The organism is Micromonospora sp. NBRC 110037, assembly GCF_001652995.1.
GTDB classification, from domain to species: Bacteria; Actinomycetota; Actinomycetes; order Mycobacteriales; family Micromonosporaceae; genus Micromonospora; species Micromonospora chalcea.
This window is the reverse complement of the sequence record NZ_BBVA01000002.1, coordinates 429,757-449,248: the sequence shown is the minus strand read 5'-3', so window position 1 is coordinate 449,248 and position 19,492 is coordinate 429,757. Positions and strand designations below refer to the sequence as shown.

At 72.9% G+C, this 19,492-nt stretch carries 17 protein-coding genes; 8 read left to right on the top strand and 9 right to left on the bottom strand.

Features of this window, described 5'->3' with window-relative positions:
- Positions 1-31 precede the first annotated feature (31 nt).
- The gene (locus A4R25_RS02060) at positions 32-1,951 is read left to right on the top strand and encodes a chorismate-binding protein (RefSeq protein WP_064445394.1); all 1,920 of its coding nucleotides are present in this window, start codon (positions 32-34) and stop codon (positions 1,949-1,951) included.
- Positions 1,952-2,020: 69 nt separating this feature from the next.
- On the opposite strand, the gene wrbA is transcribed toward A4R25_RS02060, so the two are convergent.
- Positions 2,021-2,638 (bottom strand): NAD(P)H:quinone oxidoreductase, encoded by a 618-nt coding sequence (gene wrbA, locus A4R25_RS02055; RefSeq protein ID WP_043329810.1) that lies wholly within the window; start codon positions 2,636-2,638, stop codon positions 2,021-2,023.
- Between the two features lie 85 nt (positions 2,639-2,723).
- Between wrbA and A4R25_RS02050 the strand changes: the two genes are divergently transcribed.
- On the top strand, positions 2,724-3,215 hold the full coding sequence (locus A4R25_RS02050) for a GNAT family N-acetyltransferase (protein ID WP_064445393.1): 492 nt from the start codon (positions 2,724-2,726) through the stop codon (positions 3,213-3,215).
- A 197-nt stretch (positions 3,216-3,412) separates the two neighbouring features.
- Entirely contained in the window at positions 3,413-4,516 is a 1,104-nt protein-coding gene (locus tag A4R25_RS02045; protein WP_064445392.1) for a winged helix DNA-binding domain-containing protein, read from the top strand.
- A gap of 247 nt (positions 4,517-4,763) precedes the next feature.
- Here A4R25_RS02045 and A4R25_RS02040 read toward each other — a convergent pair whose 3' ends face one another.
- The 4 genes from A4R25_RS02040 to A4R25_RS02025 are packed head-to-tail and all read right to left on the bottom strand — an operon-like array spanning position 4,764 to position 9,101.
- Positions 4,764-5,972: an ABC transporter ATP-binding protein gene (locus A4R25_RS02040; RefSeq protein ID WP_064445391.1), complete on the bottom strand. Its 1,209-nt coding sequence runs from the start codon at positions 5,970-5,972 to the stop codon at positions 4,764-4,766.
- Between the two features lie 9 nt (positions 5,973-5,981).
- Positions 5,982-6,818, bottom strand: coding sequence for a carbohydrate ABC transporter permease (locus tag A4R25_RS02035; RefSeq protein ID WP_043329801.1), 837 nt, complete (start codon positions 6,816-6,818; stop codon positions 5,982-5,984).
- A gap of 1 nt (position 6,819) precedes the next feature.
- Complete coding sequence (locus tag A4R25_RS02030; RefSeq protein ID WP_064445390.1) at positions 6,820-7,821, bottom strand: carbohydrate ABC transporter permease; 1,002 nt, start codon at positions 7,819-7,821, stop codon at positions 6,820-6,822.
- Positions 7,818-9,101: an ABC transporter substrate-binding protein gene (locus A4R25_RS02025; protein ID WP_043329798.1), complete on the bottom strand. Its 1,284-nt coding sequence runs from the start codon at positions 9,099-9,101 to the stop codon at positions 7,818-7,820. The genes A4R25_RS02030 and A4R25_RS02025 overlap by 4 nt, the downstream gene beginning before the upstream one ends.
- Positions 9,102-9,517: 416 nt before the next feature.
- Here A4R25_RS02025 and A4R25_RS02020 point away from each other — a divergent pair, with 416 nt between their 5' ends.
- From A4R25_RS02020 to A4R25_RS02010, 3 genes are all read left to right on the top strand, one after another.
- Positions 9,518-9,949: a hypothetical protein gene (locus tag A4R25_RS02020; protein WP_043329796.1), complete on the top strand. Its 432-nt coding sequence runs from the start codon at positions 9,518-9,520 to the stop codon at positions 9,947-9,949.
- 47 nt (positions 9,950-9,996) lie between these two features.
- Positions 9,997-10,272, top strand: a complete 276-nt coding sequence (locus A4R25_RS02015) for a hypothetical protein (RefSeq protein WP_030500352.1) — start codon at positions 9,997-9,999, stop codon at positions 10,270-10,272.
- A gap of 72 nt (positions 10,273-10,344) precedes the next feature.
- Positions 10,345-10,626: an SCO0607 family lipoprotein gene (locus A4R25_RS02010; protein ID WP_223201390.1), complete on the top strand. Its 282-nt coding sequence runs from the start codon at positions 10,345-10,347 to the stop codon at positions 10,624-10,626.
- A gap of 42 nt (positions 10,627-10,668) precedes the next feature.
- Here A4R25_RS02010 and A4R25_RS02005 read toward each other — a convergent pair whose 3' ends face one another.
- The 3 genes from A4R25_RS02005 to A4R25_RS01995 form a co-directional block, all read right to left on the bottom strand.
- Entirely contained in the window at positions 10,669-11,361 is a 693-nt protein-coding gene (locus tag A4R25_RS02005) for a hypothetical protein (RefSeq protein WP_064445388.1), read from the bottom strand.
- Positions 11,362-11,748: 387 nt separating this feature from the next.
- Positions 11,749-12,534: a DUF4184 family protein gene (locus A4R25_RS02000; RefSeq protein WP_064445387.1), complete on the bottom strand. Its 786-nt coding sequence runs from the start codon at positions 12,532-12,534 to the stop codon at positions 11,749-11,751.
- Positions 12,535-12,555: 21 nt separating this feature from the next.
- A complete protein-coding gene (locus A4R25_RS01995; RefSeq protein WP_064445386.1) occupies positions 12,556-13,254 on the bottom strand; it encodes an HAD family hydrolase in 699 nt (232 codons plus the stop codon).
- A gap of 135 nt (positions 13,255-13,389) precedes the next feature.
- Between A4R25_RS01995 and A4R25_RS01990 the strand changes: the two genes are divergently transcribed.
- Positions 13,390-14,709 carry a hypothetical protein gene (locus A4R25_RS01990; RefSeq protein ID WP_231915404.1) on the top strand — a complete coding sequence of 440 codons (1,320 nt, stop codon included), beginning with the start codon at positions 13,390-13,392 and terminating at the stop codon, positions 14,707-14,709.
- A 46-nt stretch (positions 14,710-14,755) separates the two neighbouring features.
- Here A4R25_RS01990 and A4R25_RS01985 read toward each other — a convergent pair whose 3' ends face one another.
- Positions 14,756-17,455 carry a glucosidase gene (locus A4R25_RS01985; RefSeq protein ID WP_043329786.1) on the bottom strand — a complete coding sequence of 900 codons (2,700 nt, stop codon included), beginning with the start codon at positions 17,453-17,455 and terminating at the stop codon, positions 14,756-14,758.
- 42 nt (positions 17,456-17,497) lie between these two features.
- On the opposite strand from A4R25_RS01985, the gene A4R25_RS01980 reads away from it, so the two are divergent.
- Entirely contained in the window at positions 17,498-19,441 is a 1,944-nt protein-coding gene (locus A4R25_RS01980) for an amylo-alpha-1,6-glucosidase (protein WP_064445384.1), read from the top strand.
- Positions 19,442-19,492: the final 51 nt, after the last annotated feature.

The following is a 19,492-nucleotide window of genomic DNA, read 5'->3' as shown; positions in this document are numbered from 1 at the left end:
TCGGCGGTCACCGGCCCACCGAGGAGACCCGATGACCCGCCCGTCCGACCCGCTCGCCGCCGTCGCGGCCGGCCACGACCCCGGCCCGTTCGCGCTCGTCCGCCGCGAGGGCGCCGACCACGTCGACCTGTTCACCGGCCCGGTACGCACCGCCGACCGGCTCGCCGACCTGCCGCTGCCCGACGACGGCGCCGGCCCGCGCACGCTGGCAGTGGTGCCGTTCCGGCAGGTCACCGAGCGTGGCTTCGAGTGCGTGGACGACGGCATGCCGCTGGAGTTCCTGACCGTCGAGACGCACCGGCGGATACCACTGGCCGAGCTGCTCGGCGCGCTGCCCGACGCCGCCGTACGCACCACCGACGCCGGCTTCGACATCGCCGACGACGAGTACGCGGCGGTGGTGGACCGGGTGCTGGCCGACGAGATCGGCCGGGGTGAGGGCGCGAACTTCGTCATCCACCGCACCATGCGCGCCACGGTGCAGGGCGACCCACTTGCCGCGGCCCTGGCCGCGCTGCGCCGGCTGCTGCTGCGCGAGCGGGGCGCGTACTGGACGTTCCTGGTGCACACCGGCGCCCGGATCCTGGTCGGCGCCAGCCCGGAGCGGCACGTCAGCGTCGCCGACGGTCTGGTCGAGATGAACCCGATCAGCGGCACGTTCCGGCACCGGGGCGAGACCGTCGACCGGGCTGAGCTGCTGCGCTTCCTGCACGATCCGAAGGAGGTGGAGGAGCTGTACATGGTGCTGGACGAGGAGCTGAAGATGATGGCAGTGGTCGCCGAGCACGGCGGCCAGGTGGTCGGGCCGTACCTCAAGGAGATGGCGCACCTGGCGCACACCGAGTACCTGCTGGCCGGGCGCTGCTCCCGGGACGTGCGGGAGGTGCTGCGGGAGACCATGTTCGCCCCGACCGTGACCGGCAGCCCGATGGAGAACGCCTGCCGGGTCATCGCCCGGCACGAGCGCGCCGGCCGGCGCTACTACGCCGGGGTGCTCGCGCTGCTCGGACGCGACGAGCAGGGCCGGCAGACGCTGGACGCGCCGATCCTGATCCGGACCGCCGAGATCTCGCCCGAGGGCGCGCTGCGGGTGCCGGTCGGCGCCACGCTGGTGCGGCACTCGACGACCGCCGGGGAGGTCGCCGAGACGCACGCGAAGGCGGCGGGCGTGCTGGCCGCGCTCGGTCTCGGCCCGGACGCGCCGGGCGCTGGCGCCGAGCCGGCCGTCAGGTACGCCGACGACCCGGAGGTACGCGCCGCGCTGGCCGCCCGCAACGCGCCGCTGGCCCGGTTCTGGCTGGAGCAGCGCCGGCCGGGCGCGCTGGCGCTGCGCGGGCTCGCCGGCCGGCGGGCGCTGATCGTCGACGGCGAGGACACGTTCACCGGCATGCTCGCCCACCAGCTCGGCGCGCTGGGGCTGGCGGTGACCCGGCGGGACTGGCCGGACCCGGGGCCGCTCGACGGGTACGACCTGGTGGTGGTCGGCCCCGGTCCGGGCGATCCGCGGGACCCGGCAGCGCCGAAGATGGTGGCGCTGCGGGCGCTGCTGGCCGAGCTGCTCGCCTCCGGCCGGCCGGCGCTCGCGGTGTGCCTGGGCCACCAGCTGCTCGCCGGGCTGCTGGGTCTGCCGCTGCACCGGCGGGACGCGCCGTACCAGGGGTTGCCGCGCGACGTGCCGGTGTTCGGGGTGACCCGCCGGGTCGGCTTCTACGCCAGCTTCACCGCCCGCGCCGACGCCGACCGGATGACCGGCCCGTACGGCCCGGTGGAGCTGTCCCGCGACCCGGCCGACGGCGCGGTGCACGCGCTGCGCGGGGCGGGTTTCGCCGGGGTGCAGTTCCACCCGGAGTCGGTGCTGAGCCAGGACGGCACCTCGGTCCTGGCGGATCTGCTCGGACATCTGCTCGACCGGCCGGCGCTGAGCGCGCATGGAGCGGCCGATCGCGGGTAGGGCGAGGGGCGACCGGTGGTCCGGACGGGTTCGAGAGCCCCCGTCCGGCCACCGGTCGCCATCCGCCGGTCAGCCGGCCATGCCCCGCTTCAGCGCGGCGCCCATGAGCGTGGCCCGCTTGGCGGTCAGCGCGGTGGCGGTCAGGGCCACGTGGTCCGGGGCCACCTCGCCGTTGTTGCTGGTGTGCGAGGCGCCGTACGGGTTGCCGGCGACGAACTGGCTCGGGTCGGTGTAGCCGGGGGTCACCACGATCCCGCCCCAGTGGTAGAAGATCGTGTACAGCGACAGCAGCGTCGCCTCCTGGCCGCCGTGCGAGGTGGCGGTCGAGGTGAAGCCGCTGTACACCTTGTCGGCGAGCGCGCCGGCCGCCCAGAGCGGGCCGGTGGTGTCGATGAACTGCTTGAGCTGTGCGGCGACCATGCCGTACCGGGTGGGCGAACCCATGATCACCACGTCGGCCCAGGAGAGGTCGTCCGGCTGGGCCTCCATCACGTCCTGGGTCTCCAGCCGGTGCGCCTGCCAGCCCGAGTTGGAGCGGATCGCCTCGTCGGGCGCCAGCTCACGCACCTTGCGCAGGCGCACCTCGGCACCGGCTTCTTCCGCCGCCTCGACTGCCGACTGCGCCATCTGGTAGGTGATGCCGGTCGCGCTGTAGTAGATCACCGCGACCTTGACCTGGCCATCCATCAGACGATCCCTCCTCGTTTGGGGTCAACTCCCGCGACTACCCGTTACTTGTCGCGTCAAACGGCGGGCGTGGCATGCTCGCCAGGTGGAGATCCGCACCGCCACCCCCGCCGACTGGCCACTGATCTGGCCGTTCCTGCGCGAGATCGTCGCGGCCGGCGAGACGTACACGTGGCCCCCGGACGTCACGCAGGAGCAGGCCCGGCGGCTCTGGATGCCGGGCCCACCGGCGCGGACGGTGGTCGCGGTGGCGCCGGACGGCGCGGTGCTCGGCTCGGCGAAGCTCGCGCCCAACCAGGGCGGCCCCGGCGACCACGTGGCGAACGCCTCGTTCATGGTCGCCCCGGCCGCCGCCGGGCACGGCGTCGGGCGGGCACTGGCCGGGCACGTGCTCGCCGCGGCCCGGGCCGACGGCTACCGGGCCATGCAGTTCAATGCAGTGGTGGCCACCAACACCCGGGCGGTCGCGCTGTGGCGGTCGCTGGGCTTCGCGGTGATCGGCCGGGTGCCGGAGGGCTTCCGGCACCCCACCCGGGGGTACGTCGACCTGCTCGTCATGCACCGGCGGCTCGACTGACCGAGGCTCAAGATTTGCGCAAGTTCCGCGCGAAAACGCTTTCCCGGCCCAGCTCAGCGAGGATCCTGGTCGGACCGGCGCCAGCCAAGTCGGCTGCCCCCGCGCCGGGAACCTGAACGGGGGATCGCGCTTCGTCGGCAGCGCGGCCGGCGCAGCGCGATCAGGGGCTGTCGGACCCCGGGCCTACGCTGACGCCCGTGACCGTTCGCCTCAGCCGCGCCGAGGCGCTCGCGCTACGGATGACCGGCCTGCTGCTGCGCCCGCACCCGACGGCCCGTCCCGAGGGCGTCGCCGACGTGGTCGAGTGGTTCGGCGCCATGCAGGCCCAGGACGCCGCGAGCGGGTTGTGGTCGCTCGGCGTACGCCTTCCCGGCGCCACCCAGAACGACGTCCGCGCGGCGCTGGAGCGGCGCGAGGCCCTGCGCACCTGGCCGATGCGCGGCACCGTGCACCTGGTGCCGGCGCGCGACGCGCGGTGGCTGCTGGACCTGACCGGGGTGCGGACGCTGGCCGGCATCGCCTCGCGGTGGCGGCAGCTCGGGCTGACGGTCGCCGACGGTGAACGGGCCGGTGAGGTGCTGGGTGCGGCGCTGGCCGGCGGCGGCCGGCTCACCCGCGCCGAGTGCCTGGCCGCGCTGCGCGCCGCCGGGCTGGACACGGATGGTCAACGCGGCTACCACCTGCTCTGGTACGCCAGCCAGCGCGGCGTCACCTGCATCGCCCCGCACGTCGGCAACGAACAGACGTTCGTGCTGCTCGACGAGTGGGCGCCCGATCCGCGCCGCCCGGAGCGCGACGAGGCGCTGGCGTTGCTGGCGCACCGCTATGTGCGCGGCCACGGCCCGGTGACCCGGCACGAGCTGGCCCGGTGGACCGGCCTCACCGTCACCGACGCGACCCGGGCGATCACGCTGGCCGGTGACCTGCTCGCCCCGGTCGAGGTCGACGGCGAGCCGGCGGTGGTCGACGCCGCGCTGCTCGACACGCCCCGCGCGCCCGTCGACGACGTGCACACGCTGCCCGGCTTCGACGAATACCTGCTCGGCTTCAAGGACCGGTCGCTGATGCTCGACCCGGCGCACGCCGCAGCGGTGGTCCCCGGCAACAACGGGATGTTCCGGTCGACCGTGGTGCGCGGCGGGCGCGTGGTCGGCACTTGGACGCGGACGATCGGCGCGCGGGCGGTGACAGTGACAGCGCACCAGCTCGTGCCGTTCGACGCCGCGCTGCGCACCCGGGTGGACGCCGCGCTGACGGGTTACGCCCGCTTCCTCGGCTTGGAGCTGCGTCACTCCTGGTGAGCGACGGCTCCCGCCGTTGCCTTACCTCATTCTCCTCTGCTGCCGTGCATCCCCTTTGCTCTGCAGCCATCGGCGCATCGGGTCGCCGCGCCCGTGCTCGGTGGAACGCCATGGGTGTCAAAACCGCGCCGAGACACCCGTGGCGTTCCACTCACGCCGATGGCCGACGACGGAGGGAGGGTGAGCTGGCCGGACAGGCCGAAGGGCCGGCGGCACCGCGTGCCACCGGCCCTTCGCGCGTCCGGGGTCAGTCGGCCAGAGCGCCGGCCGAACGGCCCTCGTGCAGCGTCAGGTTACGGCCGCTGCCCGGGTCGAACAGGTGGATCTTCTCCAGGTTGAACCACACCCGGCGCGACTCGCCCTCGCGTACCGGGGACTCCGCCGACAGGCGGGTGACCAGGTTCGAGCCGCCGCCCGCGAAGTCCGCCGCGCCCGCGTCGGCGGCCAGCTCCTCCAGTTCGGCGGCGGTCGCCCGCTCCCCCTCGACGGTGAAGTAGACGTACTTGTCCGAACCCATCGACTCGACGATGTCCACCGGCGCCTCGAACTCCATGCCCCGGCGGCGGGTCTCGTCGTCGATCAACGCGGCGTCCTCGAAGTGCTCCGGCCGGATGCCGAGGATCAGCTCGCGGGGCGCGTCACCGGCCTCCAGCTCGCGGCGGACCCGCTCGCCGATCGGCACGTCTCCGAGCGCGGTCCGCAGCTTCCCGTCCTCCACCGCGGCGTGCACGAAGTTCATCGAAGGCGAGCCGATGAACCCGGCGACGAAGAGGTTGCGCGGGTGGTCGTACAGCTCCTGCGGCGGGCCGACCTGCTGCACCGCGCCGCCGCGCATGATGACCACCCGGTCGCCGAGCGTCATCGCCTCGGTCTGGTCGTGGGTGACGTAGACGGTGGTGGTGCCGAGCTGCTTCTGCAGCCGCGAGACGACAGTGCGCATCTGCACGCGCAGCTTGGCGTCCAGGTTCGACAGCGGCTCGTCCATCAGGAACGCCTTGGGCTGGCGGACGATCGCCCGGCCCATCGCCACCCGCTGCCGCTGGCCGCCGGAGAGGTTGGCCGGCTTGCGGTCCAGCAGCGCGGTCAGCTCCAGCACCTTCGCCGCCTCGTCGACCTTCTGGTTGATGGTTTCCTTGTCCAGCTTCGCCAGCCGCAGCGGGAACGCCATGTTCTCCCGTACGGTCATGTTCGGGTAGAGCGCGTACGACTGGAAGACCATGGCGATGTCCCGGTCGCGGGGCGCCTTGTCGTTGACCCGCTCGCCGCCGATGCGCAGCTCACCGGAGCTGATGTCCTCCAGCCCGGCGATCATGTTGAGCGTGGTGGACTTTCCGCAGCCTGACGGGCCGACCAGGATCACGAACTCGCCGTCGGCGATCTCCAGGTCGACGTCCTGTACGGCGGTGGTCCCGTCCGGGAACCGCTTGCTCACCTTGTCCAGCACGATGTCGGCCATTGCTACCACCTATCCCTTGACTGCGCCGGAGGTCAGACCGGAGACGATGCGGCGCTGGAAGAAGAGCACGAACAGGATGATCGGCACGGTGATCACCACGGCGGCGGCGCAGATCGCCCCGGTCGGGTCCTCGAACTGCGACTCGCCGGTGAAGAACTGCAGCGCCACCGGGACCGTGCGGGACCGCTCGGTCGAGGTGAGCGTGATCGCGAACAAAAAGTCGTTCCAGCAGAAGATGAAGACCAGGATGGCGGTGGTGAACACGCCCGGCGCGGCCAGCGGCGCGATCACCCGCCGGAACGCCTGGGCCTGGGTGGCGCCGTCCATCTTCGCCGCCTTCTCCAGGTCCCACGGGATCTGCTTGAAGAAGGCCGACAGGGTGTAAATGGCGAGGGGAAGCGCGAACGTGATGTAGGGCAGGATCAGGCCCGGCCAGGTGTCGAACAGGCCGAGCTGCCGCTCGATCTCGAACAGCGGCGACACCAGCGACACCTGCGGGAACATCGCGATCAGCAGCGAGACGCCGACCAGCAGCTTCTTGCCGGGGAAGTCCAGGCGGGAGATCGCGTACGCGGCCATCGCCCCGAGCACCACCGCGATGGTGGTGGCGATCAGCGCGATGCCGATGGAGTTGATCAGGGCCCGGACGAACTGATCGGTGTCGAAGATGGTCCGGTAGTTGTCCAGCGTCCACTCGCGCGGCCAGAACTTGCCGTCGGTGAGCGTGGCCGGGGTCTTGAACGACAGCGAGGCGATCCAGAGCACGGGGACCAGCGCGAAGACGACGACCACGACGTCCAGCAGGCCCCAGCGCACCTTCGCCCGCGTGGTGGATTCCACTGCCATGTCAGCGCCTCTCCCCATCGTCGCTGCCCGGGGCAGCGGTGCCGAACAGCTTCACGAACACGAAGGCGATGATCGCCACGGTGATGAAGATCAGCACCGACATCGTGGAGCCGATGCCGAGGTTCAGGCCCCGGATCAGGTTGTTGTAGGCGAGCATCGACACCGACGACGTCTCGTTGCCGCCGTTGGTGAGCACGAAGATGTTGTCGAAGACCCGGAACGCGTCGAGCGTGCGGAACAGCAGCGCGACCAGGATGGCCGGCTTCATCACCGGCAGCATCACCTTGGTGAACCGCTGCCACGCCGTCGCGCCGTCGGTGGAGGCCGCCTTGAGCAGGTCCTCCGGCACCAGCGCCAGCCCGGCCATCAGCAGCAGGGCCATGAACGGGGTGGTCTTCCAGATCTCCGCCAGCATGATGATCGCCAGCGAGCTGGCCCGCTCGGTGAGCGGGGCGCTGCCGTCGAACAGGTTCGCCAGGTAGCCGGTGCCGGGCGTCCAGGCGTACCGCCAGGAGAACGCCGCGACCACAGTGACGATGCCGTACGGGATCAGCGCGGCGGTGCGGACGATCCCCCGGCCGACGAGCGTCCGGTGCATGATCAGCGCCAGGCCCATGCCGAGCACCAGCTCGACCGCGACGGTGACCACGGTGATCAGGGCGGTCACCCCGAACGCGGTCCACCAGAAGTCGTTGGTGAGCACGGTGACGTAGTTCTCCAGCCCGACGAACTGCCGCTCGTCGGGGAAGCGCAGGTCGAAGCGTTGCAGCGACAACCAGACGGAGTACAGGATCGGGTACGCGGTGACCAGCACCATGACCAGCGCGGCCGGTGCGCACAGCAGCCAGCCGAGCCGCCGTTCGGCCCGCTTGTTCTCGCTCAGCGGGGCGCGGGAGCCGCGCCCCGACCGCTGCTGCGGCACTGCGGCGTGCCGGCCGCCGGGCTGCTCGGACTCGGCCTCGGCGGCGGCCTGCGCGCCGGCCGGGGTGGCGTTCACGCTCATGGCAGAACCCCCTTGGACTCCAGCGCGTCGGAGATCGCCTTGCGCAGCTCGTCGGCGGTCTGCTCGGGCCGGATCGCCGACGGCGGCGACAGGATCGCCGACATCACCGTGGAGATGCTCTGGTACGCCGGGGTCAGCGGTCGCACCGCCGGCTCCTTCAGCTCCTCCAGGATGGTCTCCTTCATCGGGTACGCCTCGGTCATCTCCGGGTCGTCGTAGACGGCCTCGATGGTGGGCGGCACGCCGTCGTTGACGGCGGAGAACTTCTGGTTCTCGGCGTTGCGCAGGCAGCGGGCCACCTCGAACGCCTCCTCCGGGTGCTTCGAGTAGCTGCTGACCGCCAGGTTGACCCCGCCGATGGTGACCTTGCTGGGGGTGCCCGGTTCGATGCCCGGCACCCGGGCCCACTTCACGTTCTTCGCCAGCTCCGGGTTGGCCTCCTGGAGCGCCGGATAGACGAACGGCCAGTTCACCTGGAACGCGCCCTTGCCGGACTGGAACTCCAGCCGCACCGGGTCCTCCAGCGCGTTGCTGAACGACGGCGACGTCACGCCGGACGTGGCGAACTTCTTGAGCTGGTCGAGCGCGCGTACCGCGCCGGCGTCCATCTCCGCCTTCTTGCCGTCGTCACTGAGGATCTTGCCGCCGGCGCTCTCGGCGAGCGTGTTGTAGAGGACCACCAGGCCCTCGTACTGGGCGCCCATGGTGAGCACCTGGTACGGCTTGCCCTGCTCCTTGAGCTGCTGGGCGGCGGAGATCATCTCGTCCCAGGTCTTCGGCGGCTGCGACACCAGGTCCGACCGGTACCACAGCAGCTGCACGTTCGTGTTCTTGGGCGCGGCGTACAGCTTGTCCTCGTACCGGGCGGTGTCCAGCGGGCCGGCCAGCGTGCCCCGCTCCGCCTCGGCCTTGTCCTCGCCGGTCCACTCCCGGATCCACTTCGCGCTGGCGAACTCCTGGGTCCACGTGACGTCCAGGCCGAGCACGTCCATCCCGCTGTCCTGCGCGGCGAGCCGCCGCACCATCTGCACCCGCTGCTCGTCGGCCTCGCGCGGCAGCACCCGGTAGTCGATGCGGTACCGGCCCTGCGCCGCCGTGTTGCAGGTGTCGACGACCTTCTGCAGGTTCTGCTCCGGCGGGTAGTACAGGTTGATCGTGGGGACGCCGCCGTCGCCGCCGGATCCGCAGGCTGCCAGCGGGGCCACCAACGCGAGCGCGGCGGCTGCCGCCACCGCGCGTCCGGCCGGCCGTCGTGCGGCCGTGTCGGGGACTGTCGTCATCACCCTCCCCCTCTCTTCGGCGAAGAACCGGGGAGTGACCCGTGCCCCGGCGCACGGCGAGACGGCGGGGTTCTCGGTCCGATCACCGAACGCCCCGGGCGTGTCGTGCGGCTGAACGTGCCCGACCTGCGACGGAGCGAAACATCACGGACATGTGACGGTGACGGCGCGCACACCGTCGGCAGCGCGACGACGGGGCACGGCCGACACGCCGTCCCACGTCGTGAAACGGCGAGGCTACCGAGCGTCAGCGGTCGTGCATTAGCGTGGGGCTGGCTCCGTAGCCGGCGCGTCGCCGTCGACGTCGATACGCCTCCGGCCGTCCCCCACTGCCCGCCCGATCGGTTGGTTCTGTCGGGAAAGTGCCGTCCGCTCGTTCCCCGGTTGGGCAGGATTCGCCCCGAGGAGGTGCCGTCGTGCAGGACACCCGCGCTCTCGCCCTGACGTTCGAGGTGAGCGGCCTGCCCCCGGTCAAGACCGAGGCCCTGTCCATCTTCGCCGCCGGGCACCGGCAGGCGACGAGAGTCCGTACCCTGCTCCAGGCCGCCTGCACGGCGGCCCAGCGCACCGGGTGGACCCCGCTCACCGGCCCGGTCGAGGTGGACCTCACCCTGCGGTGCCCGCCCGGGCACCGCACCTCCGACGCCAGCACGCTGCTGGGCGGCGTGTGCGCGGTGCTCCAGGACAAGAAGCGGGTCGCCAACATCGGTCTCGCCCACCTCGGGGTGCTGGTCGACGTCGCGCTCTGGTCCGACGACCGGCAGATCCGCCGGCTGTCGTACGTCGAGGAGCCGGCGGAGGAGTTCTCGTACCTGGTCCGGGTGTCGGCCGTACCGACGATGGTTTGACCGACGTTCGCGGTGGGGTACCGCGGACGCCGACGAAGGGAGCGCCGATGTCGGAGCCACATGTCACGCTCGACCCGAGCGGGCTTGACCCTGTGCAGCAGAAGCTGCGTGGCCCGCTGGAGGATCAGCTGACCTCGGCCCTGCAGGCCGCCGCGGACCGGGTCCGCTCCGGCTACGCGGGCGAGCCGGTGGAGGACGTGTGCCGCCGCCTGCTCGACGAGACCCGCTCCGGCCTGCACCCGGACATCGCGGCCGGCTTCCAGCCCGACATGGACGAGTTCTGCCGGGTGGCGGTGGCGATCGTGCGGGGCGAGCTGACCTGAGCCCGGGCCGCACCCTGGAATTGAGTACGCGTACCGATGGCAGGCCCGCCCGGGGCGGCGAGAATTCTCCCCGTGCGAACTCGAATCATGATCGTTCTTGCCGTGCTCGGACTGGCCGGGCTGATGGCGACCACCGGCTGTTCCCTGCGGCAGAGCATCTGCGGCAGCGACGAGTACCCGGTGATCGCGGTCGGCCCGCAGGGCGGCAGTTCCTGCGTGCCGGACGGGGAAGAGCCGTCCCCGCCGTACGTGCGCTACCCGGAGGGCAAGGTGCCGCAGCACGTCGACGACGAGTGGGACGTCTACTGGCGCACCCACGGCATCGACGAGAACAACAACATCATCGACCGCTGATTCCCGGTCGGCCCGCGCCGCTCCCGCCGGCGCGGGCCGGCCTCAGCTGCGGCGCACGTCCACGGCCACGACGTGCGTGCCGTCCGGGCGGGTGGACTCCCCCAGCCGCACCGGCAGGCGGCCGTCGTCCGGCGGCAGCAGGCCGAGCCCGAAACTGAGGTGCCCCTCGAAGTCGCCGGCCACCGCCCATCCACGCAACGTCGGGAAGCGGATCGCCGCCGGCGGCAGGTCCGCCGTTCCGCCGCCGCGCGCGTCGTGCGCCTGGGCCGGCTCGAACCGCACCGACAGGTACGCCGTACCGGGCAGCGCGACCGGCGCACCCCGGCCCTCGGTCACCACCCGCGGCACGTAGGCGACCTGGTAGGACGGGGTGGGCCCGCGGAACGCGAAGGTGATCCGGCTGAAGCCCTCCGCCGGATGGTCGCCGACGTCCACCGCCACCAGGACGGGCAGCGGCTCCCCCGGCGGCGGCGTGACCGGCACCCGGACCCGGTGGGCGACCCGGGCCGGCTGGCCGGGCACGGCCCAGTCCCAGGTGACACGCCACGAGCCGCCCGTCGGGGCCGCTTCGGTCGGCACGGGCGGGGTGGGCGTGGCCTCCGTCGCGGTCGCCGCGGGGGCCGCCGCGGCCGTCGGGGTGGGCGCCGTGGACGCGCCGTCGTGGCCGGTCGCCGTGCAGGCCGCCGCGAGCAGCACGACCAGGCCGGCGAGCAGCGGTACGCGCTGAGGAGTCATGACTCAGTGTCGCTCCGTGACCGGCCCGCGCACCAGAGGCGTCCCACCCGATTCCGGCGCCTGTTTCCGGGGCCGGACGGGTCAGGACCGGGTCCGCAACTCCCCGGCCCTGACCCCGGCCGTCCGGTTGGGTAGCGGTCTGCGCCGCGGGAACCCGGCAGGCGTGGCACGACGCCGTTCGCCGGGCTCCGCGCGGCGAGCCGGTATGCCCGCACTCAGCTCCACGGTGCTCTTACCACCGGACTCCGGTGCGCCCCCGTCTCACCCCGACGAGGCGTGGACGCCGGCTCAGGTTAGGCGCGTACGCGCAGGCCGGACAAGCGATGACCGGTGGCCGCGCCTGTGATTGATGTCTATGCGGAATTGCGGCATGTCGGCGTAACGGGGTCAGCCGGTTTCGCGCTGTTCGACTTCGAGACGCGGACTGCGCCCGGCCTGCCCCGGCGGGACGCTCCGGGCCGCGGCGGCCCCGGCGACGAGCGCCAGCGCGGCCACGTGCAGCGCCCGTACGCCGGCCGGGGCGGCGACGTCCGCCGCCGGCAGCGCGGGCAGCAGCAGCGCGCCGAGCCCGGTGACCGCCAGCGCCACCCGCCAGAACACGGCCGGGTTCGCCGCCGGCAGCGGCGGCGCGACGCCCCGGGCCGGCTGTCCCCGGCGGGCCTCCCCCACGGCCAGGACGACCACCAGCAGCCCGCCGCCGAGCCCGGCCGTCACGTCCACGAACTGGTACCAGTACACGCCGGTCAGGGCGTGGAAGTCGGTGACGCCGAACAGCCGGGGCAGGCGCTCGCTGTGGCTGACCCGGTCCCACGCGACGTGACTGAACGCGCCGATGAGCGCCGAGCAGACCGACACCTGCCAGGGATGCCGCACCCCGGCCAGCGTCGCGTACCAGGCCCAGCCGAAGAACCGCCGTCCCGGCAGGTGCGCGACGACGCCGGCGACCACGCGGCGCGCCACCCAGGCGTACGCGAGCGCGACCGGCAGCCCCCACCAGAGCAGCCCGCCGAGCGTGTGTGTACGCATGCCGAGCGCCAGCGGCGTGCCGGTGAACAGGTACGCGGCGTCCGGCGCGACCGCACCGGCGCACAGCGCCACCCCGTCGAACCAGCGGGGCCGCCACAGCTTCAGCGGCAGCACCGGCGCCAGGTGCGACGGGAAGGTGAGTGGCACCTCCCGGACGTTACCGGCCGCCTAGAAGTGCTGGACCAGGTCGGGAAACGCCGCCAGCCGGATCACCTGGGAGTCGGACGGGTCCAGCTCGTCGTGCTCCAGGATCCAGGTGTTCTCGTTCGGGATGAAGACCGCGTTCATCCCGGCGGCCCGGGCGGGCAGGATGTCCGAGCGCGGGGAGTTGCCGATCATCCAGGCGGCGGCCGGGTCGAAGGCGTGCTCGCGGGCCAGCCAGCGGTACGTGTCGGCGTCCTTCTCCGGCACGATGTGCGCGGCGCGGAAGTGGTGCAGCAGCCCGCAGGCGTCCAGCTTGCGCTGCTGCTCCTCGCGCTCGCCCTTGGTCAGCAGCAGCAGCTCGTGCCGGCCGGCCAGGTCGTCGAGCGTCTCGGCCACCCCCGGCATCAGCTCGACCTGGTGCCCGATCAGAGCCGCCGCGAGCTGATCGATCTCGGCGCGTTCCCGGTCGGTGGCCGGACGCTCGCGCAGCTTCTCCAGGCACTCGCCGAGGCTGCGCAGGAAGACCTTGCTGCCGTAGCCGTGCGCGACGGCGTTGGCCCGCTCGATGTCGTCGAGCACCGCGCGGATGCGGGCCCGGTCCAGCGTGGGATGGTCGAGCCAGGTGAGGAAGTCGTCGATCACCCGCTCGAACAGGACGTTGTTCTCCCAGAGCGTGTCGTCGGCGTCGAAGACCAGCACGGCGGCATCCCGGCGCGGCGGCATGGGGCTCCCTCCCTCACGGACCTCGCACACCGTACTGCCCGGTCGCCGGACGGACCACGCGGATTATCCGGTCGGCGGGCGGTTACCGGCGGCTACCCGACTGCGCGATCCCTGGTCGGGCGACATGCTTCGGCCATGACGATCTCACCCGATCATCCACCCGGGCGCAGACGGGGCGCGGCCGTCGCCGTGGCCGCGGCGCTCGCCGTCGCGGGCGCGGCGCTGCCGGGATCCCCGGCGCTCGCCGTCAACGCCGCACACACCACAGTCGTCGGCACGAACCCGGTCGACTGGACGCCGCACGCGCTGGACGGCACCGTGCACCGCATCCTCCAGATCGGCAACCGCGTGTACGTCGCCGGCACGTTCACCAAGGTGCGCAACGCCGGGCAGTCGGCCCAGCTGGCGATGCCCCGCCTGGTGGCGCTCGACGCGACCACCGGCCGGATCGACACCGCGTTCCGGCCGCAGGTGAACGGCGCGGTGAAGGCTCTCGCCGCCGCGCCGGACGGCCGCTCGCTCTACATCGGCGGCGCGTTCACCACTGTCAACGGCGCCGCGGCGTCCCGGCTGGCCCGGATCGACGCGGCCACCGGCGCGCGGGTCGCCGGTTTCACCACGCCGGCGCTGAACAACCAGGTCAACGACATGCGCCTGGTCGGCAACCGGCTGATCGTCGGCGGCGCGTTCCAGACCGTCGGCGGGGTGACCCGGCGCGCCCTGGCGGCGGTGAACGCCACCACCGGAGCCGCCGATCCGTCGGTCAACCTGAACCTGGCCGGTCCGCGCACGACCACCTCCGGCGCCACCGCGCCGGTGAAGATCGAGGCGCTGGACGTCTCCGCCGACGGCCGGCGGCTGGTGTTCGTCGGCGGCTTCAGCAGCGTCGCGGGCGTGGCGCGGCACCAGATCGCCGTCGCCGACCTGAGCGCGTCGGGCGCCACGCTCTCCGGCTGGGCCACCGACCGCTACCAGCCGCAGTGCGCGCGGACGATGCCGGTCTACATGCGCGGCGTCGACATCTCGCCGGACGGCACCTGGTTCGCGGTGGTCACCACCGGCGGCCCGTTCCCGGCCACGCTCTGCGACACCGCGGCGCGTTTCGAGTTCGGTGCGGCCACCGGCGGCAAGCAGCCCACCTGGGCCAACTACACCGGCGGCGACACGCTGCTGTCGGTGGCGGTGACCGGCGCGGCCGTCTACGTCGGGGGCCACCAGCGCTGGCTGGACAACCCGCAGGGCCGCAACTCGGCCGGTCCGGGCGCGGTGTCCCGGCCGGGCATCGGGGCGATCCACCCGGTCACCGGCAAGGCGCTGCCGTGGAACCCGACCAAGGACCGGGGTGTCGGCACCCAGGAGCTGTACGCCACCGACCGGGGCCTGTGGGTCGGCAGCGACACCGTGACGGTGGCCGGCGAGTACCACGCCCGGCTGGCGTTCCTGCCGCTGGCGTGACCGTGCGGGGCGCGGCGGGCTCTCCCGTCGCGCCCCGCACACACGGTCAGCGGCGCAGCGTAAGAATCAGGTCGGCGACCAGCGCGGTCCACCCGGTCTGGTGCCAGGCGCCCAGCCCGGCGCCGTTGTCGCCGTGGAAGTACTCCGGGAAGCAGATCAGGTCGCGCCAGTCCGGGTGGGTCTGGAACAGCTGCGCGGCGCCGTAGATCGGCCGCCGTCCCCACCCGTCGCGGGTGAACAGCGAGATCAGCCGCGCGGACAGGTCGTCGGCGATCTCGTCGAGCGTCCGCTTGACCCCGGAGCGGGTCGGGTACTCGACCTGCAGGTCGTCGCCGAAGAACGCGGCGTAGTCGCGCAGCGCGCTGATCAGCAGGAAGTTCGTCGGCATCCAGATCGGGCCGCGCCAGTTGGAGTTGCCGCCGAACAGGCCGCTGGTCGACTCGGCCGGCTCGTAGCCGACGCTGAACTCCTGCCCGCCGAGCGTGACGGTGAACGGCTTGTCCAGGTGGGCTCGGGACAGCGTACGCAGCCCGTACTCGGAGAGGAACTCGTCGGTGTCGAGCATCCGGGCCAGCAGCCGCACCACCTGGTCCGGGGCGACCATCGACAGCAGCCGCTGCTGCCGGCCGTCGGGGCCGATCCGGCGGCCGCCGATCACCTCGGCGTACTCCGGGCGGTTGGTGAGGAACCAGCGCAGCCGCGCGCCCAGCTCGGGCAGGCGGCGCATGGTGCGGGCGGTGAGCCGGGTGACGGCTGCGAGCGGCAGCAGCCCGACCACCGAGCGGACCTTCAGCGGCACCTTCGTGCCGTCGGCCAGGCGCAGCACGTCGTAGAAGAACGCGTCCTCGGCGTCCCAGAGCCCCTGGTGGTACGCCGCCGCGGCGATGTACGCGAAGTGCTCGAAGAACTTGGTGGCGGTGTCGGTGTACGCGCGGTCGTGCTCGGCCAGCACGATCGCCATGTCGAGCAGGTTGAGCGCGTACATGGCCATCCAGCCGGTGCCGTCGGACTGCTCCAGCACCCCGGCGACCGGCAGCGCGGCCGAGCGGTCGAACGGGCCGACGTTGTCCAGCCCGAGGAAGCCGCCCTCGAAGACGTTGTTGCCGCCGGTGTCCTTGCGGTTGACCCACCAGGTGAAGTTGAGCAGCAGCTTGTGCATGACCCGGGCGAGGAACTCGTGGTCGCGGGAGCCGTCGATCTCGAAGACCTTCAGCGCCGCCCAGGCGTGCACCGGCGGGTTCACGTCCCCGAACGCCCACTCGTACGCCGGGATCTGCCCGTTGGGGTGCAGGTACCACTCGCGCAGCAGCAGGAGGACCTGTTCCTTGGCGAAGCCCGGGTCGACCCGGGCGATGGTGACGCAGTGGAAGGCCAGGTCCCATGCGGCGTACCAGGGATATTCCCACGGGTCCGGCATGGAGATCACGTCGAAGCTGTTCATGTGCCACCAGGCGCTGTTGCGCCCGTGCCGGCGGCCGGCGGGCGGCGTGGAGCCGGGGTCGCCGGTGAGCCAGCGCTCGACGTCGAAGTGGTAGAACTGCTTGCCCCACATCAGCCCGGCGATGGCCTGGCGGGCGACCAGGGCCTCGTCGGCGGTGGCGGCGGCCGGGATCACGCTGTCGAAGAACCGGTTCGCCTCGGCCCGGCGTGCCCAGAGCACGGCGTCGAACCCGTCACCGAGGTCGGCCGGGGCGGGCGGCGCGGCCGCCGGGGGCGGCGCGGTACGGGTCAGCCGCAGCCGGATCTGCCGCTGCTCGCCGGCCGGCACGTCGAGCACGTAGTGCAGCGCGCCCTTGGTGCCGGTGCGCTCCGGGTTGACGGTGGCGGCGCCGTTGACCACGTGGTCGTTGATGCCGTCCTTGGGGTACGCGGACCGCCCCGGCAGCCCCCACAGCCGCTCGGCGTTCGTGTCGTTGTCGCACAGCAGCGGCACCGGGTCGCCGTCGCCTTCCAGCAGCAGCTGCCCGAGCACCCAGTGCTCACCGACGAGCCGGGAACCCGTGCCGACCAGCTTCGGCACCCGGTCGGCGCCGGGCAGCCCCCACGCCCAGGTGTTGCGGAACCAGAGCGTGGGCAGCACGTGCAGCGTCTCGTCGGTGTCGGCCCGGTTCGCCACGGTGATCACCACGCACATGTCGGTCGGGGACGCCTTGGCGTAGTCGACGGTGACCGCCCAGTACCTGTCGTCGTCGAAGATGCCGGTGTCGACCAGCTCGTACTCGGTGTCGTCCCGGCCGCGCAGCGCGTTCACCGCGACCAGCTCGTCGTACGGGAAGGCGGCCTGCGGGTAGTGGTAGCGCCAGCGCATGAAGGAGTGCGTGGGGGTGCTGTCGAGGTACCACCAGTAGTCCTTGGCGTCCTCGCCGTGGTTGCCGCCGTCGCCGCCGAGGCCGAACATCCGCTCCTTGAGGATCGGGTCGCGCCCGTTCCACAGCGCCAGGGCGAAGCAGAACGTCTGCCGGTCGTCGCAGACGCCCGCCATGCCGTCCTCGTTCCACCGGTAGGCTCGGGACCGCGCGTGATCGTGGGGGAAGTAGTCCCAGGCCGTGCCGTGCTCGCTGTAGTCCTCACGTACCGTGCCCCACGCCCGCTCGGACAGATAGGGGCCCCATGCGCGCCAGTCCTGCTCCCCGGCGTCGGCCTGGGCGAGCCGGTGCCGCTCGGGGTCGGGGGACGCGGAGGTCGACCGGTCGGTGATCACTGGCACATCTTCGACGCCGCCGGGGTACTTCTCCACAGCGGCCATTGTCGCCGTGGCATGTCACACCTCGCTGCCGGTGGAGGAAAGTTGATCGACATCCGTTTCGGGCCGCGCGTCTGCGGTGAGCTGTCCGCCGCCGCCACGCGGGAATGGCTGGTCACCGACGGGCTCGGCGGATACGCCATGGGCACCGTCGCCGGGCTGCGTACCCGCCGGTATCACGGGCTGCTCGTGGTGGCCGGCGACACGCCCGCGTCCCGAAAGGTGGGACTGGCAAGCCTCGACCCGGCGGTGACGCTGCCGTCGGGGCGGCAGGTCCGCCTCGGCGCGCACGAGTGGTCCTCCGGCGTGGTCGACCCGCGCGGCTTCGAGCTGCTGGAGCGCTTCGACCTCACCGACGGGGTGCCGCGCTGGCGGTGGCGCGTCGGCGACGTGGTGATCGAACGGGAGATCGCCATGACGTACGGCCGCTCGTGCGTCGCCGTCGTACACCGGTTGATCTCCGGCGGCCCGGTGCGGCTCGACCTCGCGGCGGCCTGCACGTGGCGCGACGCGCACGGCGAGCGGCGCGCCGACGGTCCGGCGCCCCGGCTGGAGGCGGCGGCCGGCGGCGCGGTGATCGACGGCGCGTACCGGCTCGCCGGGCCGGACTGGACCCCGGAGGGCCAGTGGTGGCACGGGGTACGCCACCGGACCGAGGCCGAGCGCGGCCTGCACCCGGACGAGGACCTCTGGTACGCGGGCCGGTTCACCGGCGCGCTGGACGAGCCCGGCGCGACGGTGTCGGTGCTGGCCTGGGCGGGCGACCTGGCGGAGGAGCCGCCCCCGGCGACCGCGGTGGTCGAGTCGACCCGGCGGCGCAACCGGGCCGTGACGGCGGCGGCGAAGCCCGGCGACGCGGTCGAGGCGACGCTCGCGCTCGCCGCCGACGCGTTCGTGGTACGCACCGCCACCGGCCCGGACGTGGTCGCCGGCTACCCGTGGTTCGGGGCCTGGTCGCGCGACACGATGATCTCCTACGAGGGCCTGTTCCTGTGCACGAACCGGGTCGACGAGGGCCGGGACCTGCTGCGGGCGTACGCGGCGACGCTGTCCGAGGGGATGCTGGCGAACACCGCCGACACCGGCCGGGTCGAGCACAACACCGTCGACGGCACGCTGTGGTTCCTGCACGCGGTCAGCCGGCACGTCACCGTCACCGGCGACACCGACCTCGGCGACGAGCTGCTGCCCGCGCTGCACGGCGTCGTCGAGGCCCACGTGGCGGGCACCCGGTACGGCATCGGCGTCGACCCGGCCGACGGGCTGCTGACCCAGGGCGGCCCGCCGGACGTCGCGCTCACCTGGATGGACGCCCGGGTGTACGGGGTGCCGGTGACCCCGCGTACCGGCAAGCCGGTCGAGGTGAACGCGCTGTGGATCAACGGGCTGGCCGGGCTCGCCGAGCTGACCGAGCTGGCCGGACGCGACGCCTCGGCGCTGCACGCGCTGCACCGGCGGGCCGTCGCCGCGTTCCGGGAGCGGTTCCCCGCCCCGGCCGGCTGGCTGTACGACGTGGTGGACGCCCCGGCGCCGGCGTACCCGCTGGGCGGTGCCACGCACCACGACGACGACCTGCTGCGCCCCAACCAGCTGCTGGCCTGGTCGCTGCCGTACGCGCCGCTGGAGCCGGACGAGGCCACGCTGCGCCGGATCACCGAGGCGCTGTTCACCCCGCTCGGCCCGCGCAGCCTCGCCCCGGGCTCCCCCGGCTGGACCGGCCGGCACCGGGGCGGGCCGGCCGAGCGGGACTCCGCCTACCACCAGGGCACCGTCTGGCCGTGGCTGACCGGTCCGCTGCTGGACGCGTACCGCCGGGCCGGGCTGCCCACCGACGACCTGCTGGTCGGCCTGGAGGGCCACCTCGCCGAGGACGGCCTGGGCTCGGTGAGCGAGACCGCCGACGGCGACGCCCCGCACGCGGCCACCGGCTGCCCGTTCCAGGCGTGGTCGGTGGCCGAGCTGCTGCGCGCGCGGCGGACACGCCGGTAACGCGTTACAGACCGGCAACCGGCGCGTCGCCGCCGGTTATCGACCCCTCGG